The organism is Vibrio mytili (assembly GCF_000830505.1).
Classification (GTDB): Bacteria; Pseudomonadota; Gammaproteobacteria; order Enterobacterales; family Vibrionaceae; genus Vibrio; species Vibrio mytili.
Map to the genome: position 1 here is coordinate 72,876 of NZ_JXOK01000037.1, position 16,223 is coordinate 89,098.

Sequence of the window (16,223 nt, forward strand, 5' to 3'; positions counted from 1 at the left end):
CCGTGATTATAGCGTTAAGTTGGTATCCTGGCATTAAAATTCCTTGCGGAAATTTGTTCTCACTCTCATGCACCACACTATGATAAGGCTTGATCCAAAATGGCTGCTGAGAGATCATACTGACTATCCGATACGATATTTGAGTTTACATTTTAACCCATGTCACTCCCTGTTATTGATCCCAAACAACCTTTTCAACCTGAGTTCAGAGCGCTTATTAAAGAAGTCCTAATGTGTCTCCAAGGTGGATTAGGGCACAACCTACACAGTGTCTATATTTACGGTAGTGTGGCGCGAAAAACCGCCGTTGCCGGTAAGTCAAACTTGGATTTGGTCGTGGTAACAAATGCAGATTTCGACAGTAACCGAGCGACATTACTTAACACCATTAAGTGGCGCGTTAAGCAAAGTCACCCTCAAGTCACTGGTGTGTCGATTCGTACCACGCTCGTCAGTGAAGTCGCCAACTTAGACAGTATTTTTACGTGGGGTTTTATGCTCAAGCATTGTTGTGTTTGCGTGTATGGTGATGATCTCGCGGACTGTTTTGGTGACTATGTGACAAGTTGGGAAATTGCGAAGCACTGGAATATGGATGTTGAAGATTGGGTTTCAGTTTATCGTCGAAAGATTGCACATGCGAAATCACTGCAGGAGCAGGTGAGCGCACAAATCGTGATAGCTAAGAAGTTACTCAGGGCGGCGTATTCGTTAGTGATGTACCGTGATAAGCGCTGGTTCGATGATCCAGTCGAATGTGGCGAGGTCTTCTTACAGTATTATCCGGAAAAAACGTTAGATATTGAAAGGCTCAACATATTGCTATCAGGTCGAGCCATTCCTAAGCGTTCCGTGATAGGGCTGATAGATTCGTTTGGTCATTGGTTAGTGAAGCAATATCAAAAAACCGAATTTCGCATTGGTTAAAACAAGCCCATTTGAGGCGCGGATAAAGCATCAAAATCGGTTCCGATAAACGGTAGAATCGCATCAGCAACAGGCTTGAGTTGCTTGTCTATATAGTGTTGATAATCAATGGGGCTACTGAGGTACTCAAAGGGTTCTGGACCGTTTAGCGTAATCACATACTCAATACGACCACGATTTTGGTATTGCAGGGGCCTGCCCAGCTTGGCATTCATTTCGTCCGCCAGACGAGCTGCGCGGACTTGTGGCGGGATATTTTTTTGATACTCATGTAACTTTCTGCGTAAGCGCTTTTGATAAATGAGTTGATCGTCAAATTCGCCGTTATTGGTCTTCTCGACGATTTCACGCACGTATTCACTTGGATCTTCCCCATGGAAAATCATGTGATAAAGCGTGTTTTGAAATTTCTGCGCAAGTGAAGTCCAGTCAGTACGAGCGCTTTCTAACCCTTTGAAAATCAGTCGTTCTTGTTTGCCTTCGCCGATTAAGCCTGCATAGCGTTTTTTTGAGCCGGTTTCTGAACCACGAATCGTGGGCATTAAGAACTTGCGATAATGCGTTTCGTATTCAATTTCTAACATCGACGTTAGGTTGTACTCGGAGCGCAGGTGCTCACACCACCAAGCGTTAATGTGTTCAGCCAATCGTTGACCTACTTTATCAGCATCTGTTTGGCTGTATTCACCATTTAAAGACACAAAGGTGGAGTCAGTATCGCCATAGATTACTTGGAAACCTTGTTCTTCTATCAACAACTTCGTTTGTTTCATGATTTCATGGCCGCGCATGGTGATGCTGGATGCCAATCGAGTGTCGAAGAAACGGCAACCTGATGAACCAAGGACGCCATAAAAAGAGTTCATGATAATTTTGATTGCTTGAGAAAACGCTTGTTCATTGTTTTTCTTTGCTAAGTCTCGCGCAGCCCATAGATTTTCGATCATTGCGGGTAAGAAGTGTTTGCTCCGATGAAATTGACCACCACGAAAGCCAGGCACTGCTTGGTTTTTTTGTTTGCCGATTTCCAGTTTTAGCCCTTCTACTAAACCGATGGGATCGATCAAAAACGAACGAATGATTGAGGGGTATAGGCTTTTGAAATCAAGTACCAATACCGAGTCATACAAGTTGGGTATTGAGTCCATGACGTAACCGCCTGGACTGGCTATCCAATTTTCAGGGTGCAAATTTGGCGCAACGTATCCGGCTCGATGAATTTGTGGCAAATATAAGTTTGTGAATGCGGCCACCGATCCGCCAACACGGTCCAGTTCAACACCAGTCAGTCTAGAGCGTTCAATGGCAAAATCGAGCAGGTGAGTGTGTTCAAAGATTTTATTGACTAACACACAGTCTTGCAGGTTGTATTTCGCCAATGACGGTTTATCGCGGCGAAACATACGATTGATCTCATCCATACGATCATGCACGTTATGGATTTCTTTGCCTTCTCCCAGTAATTCCTGAGAAACGGACTCCAGTGACCAAGAGCGGAAGTGATAAGTCGCGGTTTTTAAGGTATCAATACCATCCATCACTACGCGTCCAGGGATAGATATAAAACCTTGTTGAGTTTGAGAAGAATTACGGAAAAAGCTGACCTGGTCTGCTCTTCCAAGACGTAATTTCAAGTTGTGCCATTCTGCGCGTTTGTGTAGCAATCGGAAATCGAAGTCAATGACGTTCCAGCCAATAATGACATCAGGGTCAAATTGTTTGAACCAAGCGATTAAGGCTTGGAGGAGTGCTTTCTCATTTTCTACCCATTGTATTGCAGTTTCGGCAGGTTCTGGGGTGCCGATCATAATGACACGCGAGTCCATCGGGCTGTCTAGGCCAATAGAATATAAAATGCCTTTTTCGGAGCATTCTAGATCGAGTGATACCACTTGCAACTGCGGTTCAAAGTCTCCGGCTCGACACTTCGCCCGTTGAACACGCAGAAAGCCTTGTTCAGTGGTTCTTTCGCCAGTGAACTCAAGGCTCCCTCGTATAAATCGCTCCATCAGGTAGCGATCGGCGAGACGAATATCACCTTCAAAAGTGACGATGTCTTTTTGCGCTAATAACTGTTGTATGACTGTCGCGTCTTTTGACTGTTGCGTATAGCAAGCCGCGAGAGGGGTATGGTTAAAGCTCGTTAGATCAAGTGTACGAACTTCTAACGCTAAGGATTTTGCATGAGCAATTTGATTCACTTGGTCAACATGTTCCTGAGCAATAAAGAACACGGGTCTCTCACCACGAATCAATAGTTGTGTGGGGCCGATTGCAGTGGAGAGCCACAGCTCTATCTGCGTTTGACCGTTGATATCGCGTGCTTGACGGGTAAGTAAGAAGCCTTGCTGGATGTTCAACTCTGAGAAGCCCTGTTAACTATTTGGGCTTGTATTCTAGCATTATCGGCTTTAAAGAAAACGAAAGCGAGTTGATTGGCTCGTGACGCCACGCTTCGCGGGGGCGACACCTGAACGGCCTGTATATAATTACTTGATTTATAGAAACTAATGATGTTATTAATTTAACATTATTTACTTTTCTCATAATTAGTGAAGTGTGTTATGAATAAGTTCTTGCCAAAGTCTGCGTTTAAGCACATATTCATAGAAAGCAATTTTTTGCCAAATACGCTAGTATAGTGGCAGTCATACTGATATCCACATTAAGTAAATGTGGGTGCAGAACCAATAAAGTGTGGAGATACAAGTTTGATAAATGTTTTCCTTGTAGATGATCACGAGCTGGTTCGCACAGGGATACGACGTATTATTGAAGACGTCCGTGGAATGAACGTAGCAGGAGAAGCTGACAGCGGTGAAGAGGCGGTAAAATGGTGTCGAAGTAATCATGCAGACGTCGTTTTAATGGACATGAACATGCCAGGAATTGGTGGCTTAGAAGCCACTAAAAAAATTCTTCGCGTAAACCCCGATGTTAAAATCATCGTACTTACCGTACATACGGAAAATCCATTCCCAACCAAAGTCATGCAGGCTGGTGCATCTGGTTACTTGACCAAAGGTGCAGGCCCGGATGAAATGGTGAATGCGATTCGTATAGTAAAAAGTGGGCAGCGTTACATCTCGCCAGAGATCGCGCAACAGATGGCGCTGAGTCAATTCTCTCCAGCGTCTGAAAACCCGTTTAAAGATTTATCCGAACGAGAGCTGCAGATCATGTTGATGATCACTAAGGGGCAGAAAGTGACGGATATTTCTGAACAACTTAATTTAAGTCCAAAGACGGTGAATAGTTATCGCTATCGATTGTTTAGTAAATTGGACATAAATGGTGATGTCGAGTTAACACACTTAGCGATTCGCCACGGAATGCTGGATACTGAGACCCTTTAAAGTGAATCCTCCCTTTGATTCGGTTTCCTTTCTCAAGACTGTAACACATCAGCCCGGCGTGTACCGTATGTACAACGCCGATGCTGTTGTGATTTATGTCGGTAAAGCCAAAGACCTTCAAAAACGCCTTTCTAGTTATTTTCGCAAACGTGTTGATAGCGAAAAAACGCGCGCGCTTGTAAGCAATATCGCCAAAATTGATGTAACGGTGACTCATACTGAGACCGAGGCTCTGATTTTGGAGCACAATTATATCAAGCAGTATTTACCCAAATACAACGTGCTCCTGCGTGATGATAAATCTTACCCTTATATTTTTATCAGCAATCATAAGCATCCGCGTTTATCGATACATCGTGGCGCAAAAAAAAGAAAAGGGGAGTACTTTGGCCCGTACCCTGATTCTGGCGCGGTACGTGAAACGCTTCACTTGTTGCAAAAAATCTTTCCTGTTCGCCAGTGTGAAGATACCGTCTATTCAAACCGAACAAGACCATGTTTGATGTATCAAATCGGTCGTTGTGCGGGGCCATGTGTGAGTACTATCATTTCCGACGACGAGTACGCTGAGCTAGTCGGTTTTGTGCGTTTGTTTTTGCAAGGTAAAGACCAGCAAGTACTCAAACAGTTGATTGAAAAAATGGAGCGAGCAAGTCAGCAACTGCGTTTTGAAGACGCCGCTAAATTTCGTGATCAAATTCAAGCGATTAGACGAGTGCAAGAGCAGCAATTTGTTTCCGAAGACAGCATGGATGACATGGATGTGCTGGGCTTTGCGCAAGAAAATGGTATTGCCTGTATTCATATTTTGATGATACGGCAAGGTAAGGTACTGGGTAGCCGAAGTCACTTTCCAAAGATTCCACAAAACACTAATCAGCAAGAAGTCTTTGATAGCTTTTTGACGCAATATTATTTGAGTCACAATGAAGCGCGAACCATTCCTTTTCGAATTATTCTGAACCAAGAGTTGTCAGACGATCTAGTGCCAATTCAGAAAGCGCTTAGTGAAGTCGCGGGCCGTAAAATTCATTTTCATACGTCACCGACGGGAACCAGAGGGCGATACCTTAAGCTGTCTAATACCAATGCACTGACCGCGATCACGACAAAAATAAACCACAAGATGACCATCAACCAACGCTTCCACGCTCTGAGAGAAACCTTAGGCATGGAATCGATTACTCGGATGGAATGTTTCGATATCTCCCATACGATGGGGGAGAGCACGATAGCGTCTTGTGTGGTATTCAATCATGAAGGGCCAGTAAAACAAGAGTATCGCCGCTACAACATCACTGGTATTACGGGGGGGGATGACTATGCCGCGATGGGGCAAGTGCTTGAGCGTCGATACTCTAAGCAGCTTGATGTGGAAAAGATACCAGACATTATTTTTATCGATGGCGGTAAAGGTCAGTTAAACCGGGCTCATGAAATCATCTCTCAATATTGGGGAGATTGGCCAAAACGACCGGCTATGATGGGGATTGCAAAAGGGGTGACAAGAAAACCGGGATTAGAAACCTTGATCACACTCGCAGGAGAAGAGTTTCATTTACCTAGCGATGCACCCGCTCTTCACCTTATTCAGCATATCCGAGACGAGAGTCATAATCATGCGATCGCTGGGCATCGTGCCAAACGTGGCAAAACCAGGCGGACAAGTGCTTTAGAGGGTATTGAAGGTGTGGGACCGAAACGGCGTCAAGCGTTACTGAAATACATGGGTGGATTACAGGAATTAAAACGTGCAAGTGTCGAAGAAATCGCCAAAGTACCGGGTATTAGTCACTCTTTAGCAGAAATTATTTTCCAAGCATTGAAACAATAAGGAAAATCCCGCAACATTAGCACGCGATGTGTAAGAGAATAATAAAATGCGTTTGAATATCCCGAACATTCTGTCTCTCCTTAGACTGTTTTTGATTCCTGTTTTTGTAGTTGTCTTCTATTTACCGTACTCATGGGCGCCTTTTGCGGCAGCGATGGTATTTTGGGTAGCAGGCTTCACCGACTGGTTAGATGGTATGTTGGCCCGTAAACTTGGCCAAACTTCTCGATTTGGTGCGTTTATTGACCCTGTCGCAGATAAAGTGTTAGTCGCAACGGCACTGATACTCATCACCGAGCATTACCATTCTATTTGGGTCACTATTCCTGCAGCGACCATGATTGCTCGCGAAATCATTATTTCCGCACTTCGAGAATGGATGGCTGAAATCGGCAAGCGCGCTAGTGTGGCGGTTTCATGGGTCGGCAAAGTAAAGACGCTGTCACAAATGTTTGCTTTATGGGTTTTGATTTGGCGTTATGATGACTGGATGGTGTGGCTTGGCTTTGCTGCGCTCTATATCGCAACATTCCTTACTTACTGGTCAATGATGCAGTATCTTGCTGCGGCCAAAGATGATTTGCTCGATGAGGAGCATCATTGAGTAACAAACTATATTGAGTAACAAACTATAGAGAAGCAGGCGGGTTAAGCCTGCTTTTTTGTACCTACGGTTTTATACTCACCTGTCCTATTGCACTTATCACTTTTTGATAACAAGTGTGGGAATTTAATGTGATGTAGATCTTGTTTTTCTTTGTGTTGCTTATCCACACAAACGAATGACCAGATTTCGTAAAGTAAGATAGGTTGACTCTAGGTGGTGTATGGTCCTGGAATAGTCAAAAATTCATGGTAATCAAGGGTATTTGTTGGTTAATTTGTACTAAAACTCGACAATCCACCGTCTTTCGCACAATTTCTAGTCAAACGATTCAAAAAAATAAAATTAGTATTGACTCGATCGCTCGAATCCGTAGAATGCATCCCGTACCCAAGAGAGCAATGCTCCACAGGGTGGTCAAGAAAGCTTAATCTTTCTTGCAATGAGGCGCTTGGCAGAGTGGCTATGCAGCGGATTGCAAATCCGTGGACCTCGGTTCGACTCCGGGAGGCGCCTCCATTATTCTCTTTGAGAATAAGTGCGACACTAGCTCAGTTGGTAGAGCGCAACCTTGCCAAGGTTGAGGTCACGAGTTCGAACCTCGTGTGTCGCTCCAAAAATTTATTGATATGGCATTATGCGGTATCAGATGGTGTTTTACTTTTCTGTAAAGGCTCCACAAAAGAATTTTGTGTGCCTGGTGGTGGAATTGGTAGACACAAGGGATTTAAAATCCCTCGGCGTTCGCGCTGTGCCGGTTCAAGTCCGCCCGGGGCACCATCTTATACTTGCGACACTAGCTCAGTTGGTAGAGCGCAACCTTGCCAAGGTTGAGGTCACGAGTTCGAACCTCGTGTGTCGCTCCAAACATTAAAACCCAGCATTAACGTGCTGGGTTTTTCTGTATTTGTACCCAATGAATTGTAATGGCGCAGAGTAGGACCTTCAAACGTTCGAATCCCAATGGGTAGAGCGCAATCTTGCTAATGTTGAGGTCACGCCTTTTTGTTTAATAGATAGGGAACCTCGTGTGTCGCTCCAAACATTAAAACCCAGCATTAACGTGCTGGGTTTTTGTGTATTTGTACCCAATGAATTGTAATGGCGCAGAGTAGGACCTTCAAACGTTCGAAGCCCAATGGGTAGAGCGCAACCTTGCTAAGGTTGAGGTCACGCCTTTTTGTTTGATAGATAGGGAACCTCGTGTGTCGCCCCAAACATTAAAACCCAGCATTAACGTGCTGACTTTTTGTCTGCGCCGTTTTTTCCATGTGCATTTATCTGTACGTATACAGCGCCCGCCGACTATCCTATTTCTACCATCATTAATCCGCCATCGCTCAATTGGTTGTTTTCGTTGAATGGTCTCTCTAACGCATTCTGAAATGCATATATTCCGGCGTTAAAATGCTAACTAGAATAAATTCTCTGTCGATAGCGTTTTGTTGCGTGAAAAATCGTGTCTGATCAGGGGTTATTTTTGCGAAAACTCCAATCAATCATTGAGTGATTAAAAATTATTGCCAGAGGTTTTTATTTTGTGATAAATTCCCGCGCAATCTCGGAGCGCAATCTCGGAGCGTGATTTATGACGTTTTATCTCTGGGGGATACGCGTAGTGAACATTCAAGCTGATTGTGACACTGCGTAGGGTAGGTATCGGCAAAGCCATTTGTTGATAGACGGGATACTAATGCTGTAAGAGCAGCATATTAATGGGAAACCCAACATTGAAACCTTTTAATAAACACACACTAATCAGCTTCATACTGCCGAAGTGCCCTGTTTTACAACGCAGGTCTATTACGGAACCTTGATTACGTCCCGATACATGTGGAAGTCACTTATAAAGTGACTGGATTATCTGTATTTGTCATTCTCATTGTGACAGATGCGGAGGTTTACTTATTTCTCCTGTCGTTTAATTCTAATGATACTTAGTACAGGTTGAATAGCTTATATAATTCAAGGGATTACCCAGTATGACTACCGCCTTTGAAGTCGATAACACTATCGCAAATATATTTTCATCTCAGGTTCCTATCGTTGAAGGAACGTACGACCTAACGCCGGATCAAGTGCTACTTGATCAAGCCGAGCACGAATCTGAGGTGCGCTCTTATCCGCGTCGCTTGCCAATTGCTATCAAACAAGCATTCGGGTGTCTTGTTGAAGACACACGTGGTCAATTGTTTCTGGATTGTCTTGCGGGGGCAGGCACTCTAGCACTGGGTTACAATCATCCAGAGATCAATCAAGCACTCAAAGACCAACTGGACTCTGGTTTGCCTTATCAAACGCTTGATATTGCAACCTCAGTAAAAACCCACTTTATTCAAACTGTGAAGTCTTTTCTTCCACAAGAGTTGGCAGACAATTGCGTCCTTCAGTTCTGTGGTCCATCAGGTGCCGATGCGGTGGAAGCGGCAATCAAGTTAGCCAAGCAAACCACAGGTCGCAACACCATGTTTGCGTTCCGAGGTGCGTATCACGGTATGACAAACGGCACGATGGGCATGATGGGCAACTTGGGCACCAAAGCTCGTCGTACTGGTCTCATGTCGGATGTTCACTTTATGCCTTTCCCTTACAACATCCGTTGTCCATTTGGGCTTGGCGGTGATGAGGGAGCGAAAGCAAGCATTCGTTATATGGAACGCCTGCTGAACGACGATGAGTCTGGCATTATGAAACCGGCAGCCATCATTGTTGAGCCAGTTCAAGGTGAAGGCGGTGTAGTTCCAGCTCCAGCGTTTTGGTTGCGTGAATTACGTCGTATTTGTGATGAGCACGGTATTCTTCTGATCTTCGACGAAATCCAATGTGGTGTTGGTAAAACTGGCTACAACTTTGCCTTCGAAGAGGCGGGCATTGTTCCTGATGTATTGTGTTTGTCAAAAGCGATTGGTGGTGGTATGCCAATGTCGCTACTTGTCATCAACAAACAACACGATACTTGGAAACCAGGAGAACACACAGGTACATTCCGTGGTAACCAGCTTGCGATGGTTTCTGGTGCTAAAGCATTAGAAATTATTCAACGCGACAACCTTGTTGAGCATGCCAATATTGCTGGTCAGTACTTGCGTTTTGGTCTTGAAGGCATTCAAAAACGAGTCAACTGTATTGCGGAAGTTCGCGGCAAGGGTTTGATGCTTGGTGTTGAAATTAAAAAACCAAGTGGCGAACTAAACAAATTCGGAGAACCACTGGCTGATGGTGAGCTCACTCTAGCGATTCAGCGAGCAGCACTAGAGCGCGGTTTGATGGTAGAAAAAGGCGGCCGAGAAGGTTCAGTGATCCGATTCTTACCACCTTTGATTATTTCATTTGAACAAATTGACTTTGCACTGCGTGTGTTTGAAGAAGCCATTCTTGCGGCTGGTGGAAGTCATGTCGACGTTCACCCACAAGAAGAGTGGAAGAAGCACTTTGTTCAGACTGGTGAATTCGGTAGCACTGAGTTCGCATCCGTCATGAATCACACTACAGCCGCAATGAAATCCGTTTTTGAGCAAGTCAGCGCGCCTTATTCAGGTATGGATCCTCAAATGCTTGAAGCGGCGATCAACGCGGTTGACTTGGATAGCAAGAATGCATCGTTGAAGTCAGTGATTGATGATGCGGCTGAGCTGGTGGCTAAAAACGCCATTTTCACTCAGCATCCAGACTGTATTGCGCATTTGCATACGCCTCCGTTGATGCCTGCGATTGCAGCAGAAGCAATGATTGCCGCGTTAAACCAGTCAATGGACTCTTGGGATCAAGCGTCGTCCGCAACTTATGTTGAGCAGAAAGTCATTAACTGGCTTTGCGACAAATATGATCTTGGCACACAAGGTGATGGTATCTTCACAAGTGGGGGTACGCAAAGTAACCAAATGGGGCTGCTATTAGCGCGTGACTGGATTGCCGACAAACTGAGTGGCCATTCTATTCAAAAGTTAGGCTTGCCTGAGTACGCTGATAAGCTGCGTATTGTTTGCTCGGAAAAATCACATTTTACCGTGCAGAAGTCAGCTTCTTGGATGGGGTTGGGTGAAAAATCGGTACTGACAGTAGCTGCGAACCCGAATGGTACGATGAATGTTGCCAAGTTGGCTGACGCTATCGCTCAAGCAAAAGCAGAAGGATTAATTCCGTTTGCTATTGTTGGTACAGCAGGTACAACCGATCACGGTGCTATTGATGATCTAAGCGCTATTGCCGATATGGCAGCAGTTCATGATATCTGGATGCACGTAGATGGAGCCTATGGTGGTGCGTTGATTCTGAGCAGCCAAAAAGATCGTTTGAAAGGCATTGAGCGTGCAAATTCGATCAGTGTTGACTTCCACAAGTTGTTTTATCAAACAATCAGCTGTGGCGCACTGTTGGTGAATGACAAATCAAACTTTAAGTTCTTGTTGCATCACGCGGACTATTTGAACCGTGAACATGATGAATTACCTAACTTAGTTGATAAGTCGATTGCCACAACGAAACGATTTGATGCATTGAAAGTCTTTATGACAATGCAGAGTGTCGGACCAAAGGCGCTAGGGGATATGTACGACCACCTACTGGCACAAACGCTTGATGTGGCAGATTTGATTCGTAACAACGACCGTTTTGAGTTGTTGGCAGAGCCTTCATTGTCTACGGTTTTGTTCCGTGTGACGCATGCTTCGGCAGACCTTGATGAGCTAAATAAAGCGTTACGTTTAGAGGCGCTGACTCGCGGTACCGCAGTATTGGGTGAAACCATTGTTGATGGTAAAACCGCACTTAAATTTACGATTCTAAATCCGTGTTTAACGACGGCGGACTTTGAATCTTTGCTTTCAAAAATCCATACGCTAGCCGCTGAGCTAGTTTAACAAAGGTAACGGAAAACTATGGCAGTTCTACAGATTGGTGCAGGTGGCGTTGGTTGGGTAGTTGCACACAAAGCAGCGCAAAACAACGACGTCCTGGGTGATATTACCATCGCATCACGTACCCTAGGTAAATGCGAAAAGATCATCGAATCCATTCAGAAGAAAAATAATCTGAAAGATTCAACTAAGAAACTAGAAGCACGCGCAGTGAACGCTGACGACGTAGATTCTCTTGTTGCTCTGATTAACGAAGTGAAACCGGATCTTGTGATTAACGCGGGTCCTCCTTGGGTAAACATGTCCATCATGGAAGCGTGTTACCAAGCTAAAGTTTCTTATCTCGATACTTCGGTAGCCGTTGACCTGTGTTCTGAGGGGCAACAAGTTCCTCAGGCGTACGACTGGCAGTGGGGTTACCGCGAGAAGTTCGAAGAAGCGGGTATCACAGGTATTCTAGGCGCAGGCTTCGATCCGGGCGTAGTATCAGTATTTGCCGCTTACGCTGTGAAGCATCTATTCGATGAAATTGATACGATCGATGTGATGGACGTCAACGCTGGTGACCATGGAAAGAAATTTGCGACAAACTTTGACCCAGAAACTAACATGTTAGAGATCCAAGGCGACTCTTTCTACTGGGAAAACGGTGAGTGGAAACAAGTGCCTTGCCATTCTCGTATGCTTGAATTTGATTTCCCGAATTGTGGCTCACACAAAGTGTACTCCATGGCACACGATGAAGTTCGTTCAATGCAAGAGTTCATCCCTGCTAAGCGTATCGAATTCTGGATGGGCTTTGGTGACCGTTACCTAAACTACTTCAATGTGATGCGTGATATCGGTCTTCTGAGTCCAGAACCTCTGACTCTACATGACGGTACCGTAGTGCAGCCTCTACACGTGTTAAAAGCATTGTTACCAGACCCAACGTCGTTAGCTCCAGGATACACTGGCCTAACCTGTATTGGTACTTGGGTACAAGGCAAGAAAGACGGTAAAGAGCGTAGCGTATTTATCTACAACAACGCAGACCATGAAGTGGCATACCAAGATGTAGAACACCAAGCGATCTCTTATACCACGGGTGTGCCAGCGATTACTGCAGCATTGCAGTTCTTCGGTGGTAAGTGGGCAGATAAAGGTGTGTTCAACATGGAGCAATTGGATCCAGATCCGTTCCTAGAAACGATGCCATCTATCGGTTTAGATTGGCATGTTCAAGAGTTAGAACCAGGCCAACCTCTGATTCATAAGTTGAAATAAGAGCGTTCATTACGTTTCTCTTATTTATCGACATTAATACTAAGCCGATGCGTTTGCGTCGGCTTTGTTCGATTTGATACTGCCTTCGCTTAGGTGAGGGAACTCAAGGTACTAAAATGCAACATAACGAACTCAAAACTCCTTATTTCATGATCAATGAAGACAAGCTGATTGCTAACTTAGAAAAGGCGAAACAGCTCAAAGAGATCTCTGGCGTGAAACTGGTACTAGCACTGAAGTGTTTTTCTACTTGGGGTGTTTTTGACATCATCAAGCCTTATTTAGACGGTACGACGAGCTCAGGTCCATTCGAAGTAAAACTTGGCCATGAAACGTTTGGTGGGGAAACGCACGCATACAGTGTGGGTTACAGCGAAGAAGACGTACGTGATGTAGTAGATATCTGCGATAAGATGATTTTTAACTCACAGTCTCAGCTTGCTGCTTACCGCCATCTTGTGGAAGGCAAGGCGTCGATTGGCTTGCGTTTGAATCCAGGTGTGAGTTATGCGGGCCAGGATTTAGCCAACCCTGCACGTCAGTTCTCTCGTCTTGGCGTACAAGCCGACCATATCAAACCGGAAATCTTCGACGGTATCGATGGCGTGATGTTCCATATGAATTGTGAAAACAAAGATGTGGATGCATTTATCGGCTTACTGGACGCCATCTCTGAACAATTCGGTGAATACCTGAATAAACTCGATTGGGTGAGCATGGGCGGCGGTGTTTTCTTCACTTGGCCGGGCTACGATATTGAGAAATTAGGCTTGGCACTAAAAGCCTTTTCTGAAAAACATGGCGTCCAGATGTACCTTGAGCCAGGTGAAGCGATCATCACCAAAACAACGGATTTGGTCGTGACAGTGGTTGATATTGTAGAAAATATCAAGAAGACTGCGATTGTTGATTCTGCAACAGAGGCGCATCGCCTAGACACACTCATTTATGATGAACCAGCATCCATTCTTGAAGCGAAGGATGATGGCGAACATGAGTATGTCATTGGTTCTTGTTCATGCCTTGCTGGTGATCAGTTCTGTGTCGCTAATTTTGAGAAGCCACTTGAAATTGGCCAGCGTTTGCACATTTTGGATAGTGCCGGTTATACCATGGTTAAACTGAATTGGTTTAATGGTCTACGCATGCCTTCTGTGTACTGTGAGCGCTCTGACGGTGATATCCAAAAACTCAACGAGTTTGACTACTCTGACTTTAAACGTTCGCTGTCACAGTGGTCGGTTAAATAGAAAGTTTGCTAAGTGAGTAGGGGCGTTGTGATTATTTACTTACTGCAATGACAAATACTGGAATGAAAAAGAGCAGCGTGTAGCTGCTCTTTTGCTATTGATGGTTGGAGGGACGAAGTTATTCTAAAATGACGCGAGTATCTTCACTGAGCGCTTCAAGTTCATTGGCGACATCGTCAATTTCCACTTCACTAGGAAGCTTTATCGCCATTTTTGCGCTAAATAGGCTAGAGCTCACACCACCACCTCCGGCGATGAAGACGCGTTGGCAGTCCATATCCAAAATAGAAATCCCCTGCGTATCGAGAACATGGGTGATTTCATTGACGATACCTGCTCTATCATTGGCATCAAGGCGTAATTGATAGATCGTTTCAGAGCTATGAGTATGCGGCTCAGAGTCAACGAACTTAACCACCAGTGTTTGACATGAGGAGAACGCGGCTTTTACGATATCTACATTTTCTTTAGGCAGTTCGACTTTTATCACGCCAGCAACTTGGTCTTCAATAAAGTTCACTTTACTGATTAACCACTTCCCTCCGTTTTCATGGGTGACGCCAGCAAGTTGCTTAATGGTTGCTGGTGACGCTTGACCAGCAAAATTTACGATAAATACGGTGTTCATAAGTCCCCTCCTAGGAAAGGTTTGCCCGCGGTACGTGTAACGAGTAAACGCATCGCTTAAGTTATTGGAATAAATCCTTTTATTTAGTGTAGGTGCTATTCAACAGAGTTGTTTGACAAAGGTCAATTTTTTAAGCTAATTCGATATATCAATAACAAAAGCGGTAAGTAGGGCAAAAAAAAGCAGCCTCAGGGCTGCTTTATGATACCAATATGGATACGTCTACATGACGCAAATACGCCTTAGAACGTCACTTTCATTTCGACACCGTAGAACTGTCTGTCATAGTTAGCACCCGCGTCTAAGGCAAACTTAGCGATGTCTTGATTGCCAAACCAAGGTGAAGAACTAAATTGTAGATCGGCGCTGCCACCCCATGCATGTGTTACCCAGTGATGGACATGACCCACAGGGTTAAGAAAGAACAGAGACACATCCCCTACAGTTTCGGAGCCTAAAACCGTGCCACCATTATCGATAATATCCTGCTCCGTACTTAGCATCATTTCACCAACCACAGCGCCAAAAAATGGAGTGATAAACAGGTCTTGCCACGAGGGTATTTCGGCAAATGCTTCAACACCATATTCCCAGAAAAATGCTGACATGGTTGCAGAATATAAGTAGGACTCAAATTCGTTGTACCCTGCATGACGCGCCGCGGTATAGTAAACACCGCCAAAATAGGGATGCATGACATAATTAAGAACGTGTTCATCACGGTCCCAAACCGGCCCTTTAGATACGTTGTCTCTCCACTTTTTACCTAACTCGCTCATATCACGATCTTCTTCATCCCACTTGGTGACGCTTTCTGGTAAGAATGTCATTAGACCCACAGTGGCAACGCTCAATCCAAGGATAGTGTAGGTTTGTCCCATCAGATAATCCCAATCCTTGTCTTGTGGCACAATGGTATGCTTACCTTGGGTCTGCGCATCAAGGTCGAGCGTATCAGGATTATTTAGCTCATCTGCCAGGTGGCGATTTTGCGCTGCGAGGGTATACAGCGTTGTTGTTTCGCAGTAACCTGAAAGGCAATCAGGCGTGTAAGAAAACTCGATGTGACGGCTTTGGTCATATTGGCTGGCGTTTGCTGAAGTGGATACAAGTACGCAAAGGCCTGCGAGAATGTTCTTATACATGGATGATTTCGCCACAAAGGTCTCCGATTGAATCATGGGATAAATTAACATTTAATTATCCCTTAAAAGCGTGGTCATTTAAACTACAGACTTTCAGTCCATTCAAATTAGAAGACTGAGCAATGAGTTTAATAAACAAAATTCAGAATGAGTATCGAAAATAAGAATAAATTTATACTCACGTAAGCTCTAGATGCAATATTCAGTGTTTCATAAACGCGTCAGTTCGAAGTAAATAACGATAGGGATAGTTATCTTATTTAGTCGTTGTTTCATACCGGAGTGGACAGGTTGAAGCCCTCCCTGACGACGCATAACTTTCGCTGAATAACTATCGAGAAGTGAAGTGAGTATATT

10 protein-coding genes and 4 tRNA genes are annotated in these 16,223 nt (G+C 44.6%); 11 read left to right on the forward strand and 3 right to left on the reverse strand.

The window, feature by feature from the left end:
- Nucleotides 1-159 precede the first annotated feature (159 nt).
- A complete protein-coding gene (locus SU60_RS10430) occupies nucleotides 160-927 on the forward strand; it encodes a nucleotidyltransferase family protein (protein WP_041155452.1) in 768 nt (255 codons plus the stop codon).
- Here SU60_RS10430 and SU60_RS10435 read toward each other — a convergent pair.
- On the reverse strand, nucleotides 924-3,287 hold the full coding sequence (locus SU60_RS10435; protein WP_041155453.1) for a DNA polymerase II: 2,364 nt from the start codon (nucleotides 3,285-3,287) through the stop codon (nucleotides 924-926). The genes SU60_RS10430 and SU60_RS10435 overlap by 4 nt on opposite strands.
- 351 nt (nucleotides 3,288-3,638) lie before the next feature.
- Here SU60_RS10435 and uvrY point away from each other — a divergent pair, with 351 nt between their 5' ends.
- The 10 genes from uvrY to nspC all read left to right on the forward strand — a co-directional run bounded on the left by uvrY (nucleotide 3,639) and on the right by nspC (nucleotide 14,093).
- The gene (gene uvrY, locus SU60_RS10440) at nucleotides 3,639-4,283 is read left to right on the forward strand and encodes a UvrY/SirA/GacA family response regulator transcription factor (protein ID WP_041155454.1); all 645 of its coding nucleotides are present in this window, start codon (nucleotides 3,639-3,641) and stop codon (nucleotides 4,281-4,283) included.
- A gap of 1 nt (nucleotide 4,284) precedes the next feature.
- Nucleotides 4,285-6,117, forward strand: a complete 1,833-nt coding sequence (gene uvrC / locus SU60_RS10445; RefSeq protein ID WP_084735754.1) for an excinuclease ABC subunit UvrC — start codon at nucleotides 4,285-4,287, stop codon at nucleotides 6,115-6,117.
- 46 nt (nucleotides 6,118-6,163) lie between these two features.
- Nucleotides 6,164-6,721: a CDP-diacylglycerol--glycerol-3-phosphate 3-phosphatidyltransferase gene (pgsA, locus tag SU60_RS10450; RefSeq protein WP_041155456.1), complete on the forward strand. Its 558-nt coding sequence runs from the start codon at nucleotides 6,164-6,166 to the stop codon at nucleotides 6,719-6,721.
- A 446-nt stretch (nucleotides 6,722-7,167) separates the two neighbouring features.
- A tRNA-Cys gene (locus SU60_RS10455) sits at nucleotides 7,168-7,240 on the forward strand.
- A gap of 21 nt (nucleotides 7,241-7,261) precedes the next feature.
- Nucleotides 7,262-7,337, forward strand: a tRNA-Gly gene (locus SU60_RS10460).
- A gap of 77 nt (nucleotides 7,338-7,414) precedes the next feature.
- Nucleotides 7,415-7,501 (forward strand) — tRNA-Leu (locus tag SU60_RS10465).
- Nucleotides 7,502-7,511: 10 nt separating this feature from the next.
- Nucleotides 7,512-7,587, forward strand: a tRNA-Gly gene (locus tag SU60_RS10470).
- 1,116 nt (nucleotides 7,588-8,703) lie between these two features.
- Complete coding sequence (locus SU60_RS10475; RefSeq protein ID WP_041155457.1) at nucleotides 8,704-11,580, forward strand: pyridoxal phosphate-dependent class III aminotransferase; 2,877 nt, start codon at nucleotides 8,704-8,706, stop codon at nucleotides 11,578-11,580.
- 18 nt (nucleotides 11,581-11,598) lie between these two features.
- On the forward strand, nucleotides 11,599-12,843 hold the full coding sequence (locus SU60_RS10480; RefSeq protein WP_041155458.1) for a carboxynorspermidine synthase: 1,245 nt from the start codon (nucleotides 11,599-11,601) through the stop codon (nucleotides 12,841-12,843).
- 116 nt (nucleotides 12,844-12,959) lie between these two features.
- A complete protein-coding gene (gene nspC / locus SU60_RS10485; RefSeq protein ID WP_041155459.1) occupies nucleotides 12,960-14,093 on the forward strand; it encodes a carboxynorspermidine decarboxylase in 1,134 nt (377 codons plus the stop codon).
- A 118-nt stretch (nucleotides 14,094-14,211) separates the two neighbouring features.
- Here nspC and SU60_RS10490 read toward each other — a convergent pair whose 3' ends face one another.
- A complete protein-coding gene (locus SU60_RS10490; RefSeq protein WP_041155460.1) occupies nucleotides 14,212-14,721 on the reverse strand; it encodes a glycine cleavage system transcriptional repressor in 510 nt (169 codons plus the stop codon).
- Between the two features lie 242 nt (nucleotides 14,722-14,963).
- Nucleotides 14,964-15,866 carry a DUF3943 domain-containing protein gene (locus SU60_RS10495; protein ID WP_041155550.1) on the reverse strand — a complete coding sequence of 301 codons (903 nt, stop codon included), beginning with the start codon at nucleotides 15,864-15,866 and terminating at the stop codon, nucleotides 14,964-14,966.
- Between the last annotated feature and the right edge of the window lie 357 nt (nucleotides 15,867-16,223).

Bases quoted from the DNA above. Each gene is read 5' to 3' on its own strand.
- SU60_RS10475 (WP_041155457.1), top strand. From the start codon at position 8,704: ATGACTACCGCCTTTGAAGTCGATAACACTATCGCAAATATATTTTCA.
- SU60_RS10490 (WP_041155460.1), bottom strand. From the start codon at position 14,721: ATGAACACCGTATTTATCGTAAATTTTGCTGGTCAAGCGTCACCAGCA.
- SU60_RS10495 (WP_041155550.1), bottom strand. From the start codon at position 15,866: ATGTATAAGAACATTCTCGCAGGCCTTTGCGTACTTGTATCCACTTCA.
- SU60_RS10480 (WP_041155458.1), top strand. From the start codon at position 11,599: ATGGCAGTTCTACAGATTGGTGCAGGTGGCGTTGGTTGGGTAGTTGCA.
- nspC (WP_041155459.1), top strand. From the start codon at position 12,960: ATGCAACATAACGAACTCAAAACTCCTTATTTCATGATCAATGAAGAC.
- SU60_RS10430 (WP_041155452.1), top strand. From the start codon at position 160: ATGTCACTCCCTGTTATTGATCCCAAACAACCTTTTCAACCTGAGTTC.
- pgsA (WP_041155456.1), top strand. From the start codon at position 6,164: ATGCGTTTGAATATCCCGAACATTCTGTCTCTCCTTAGACTGTTTTTG.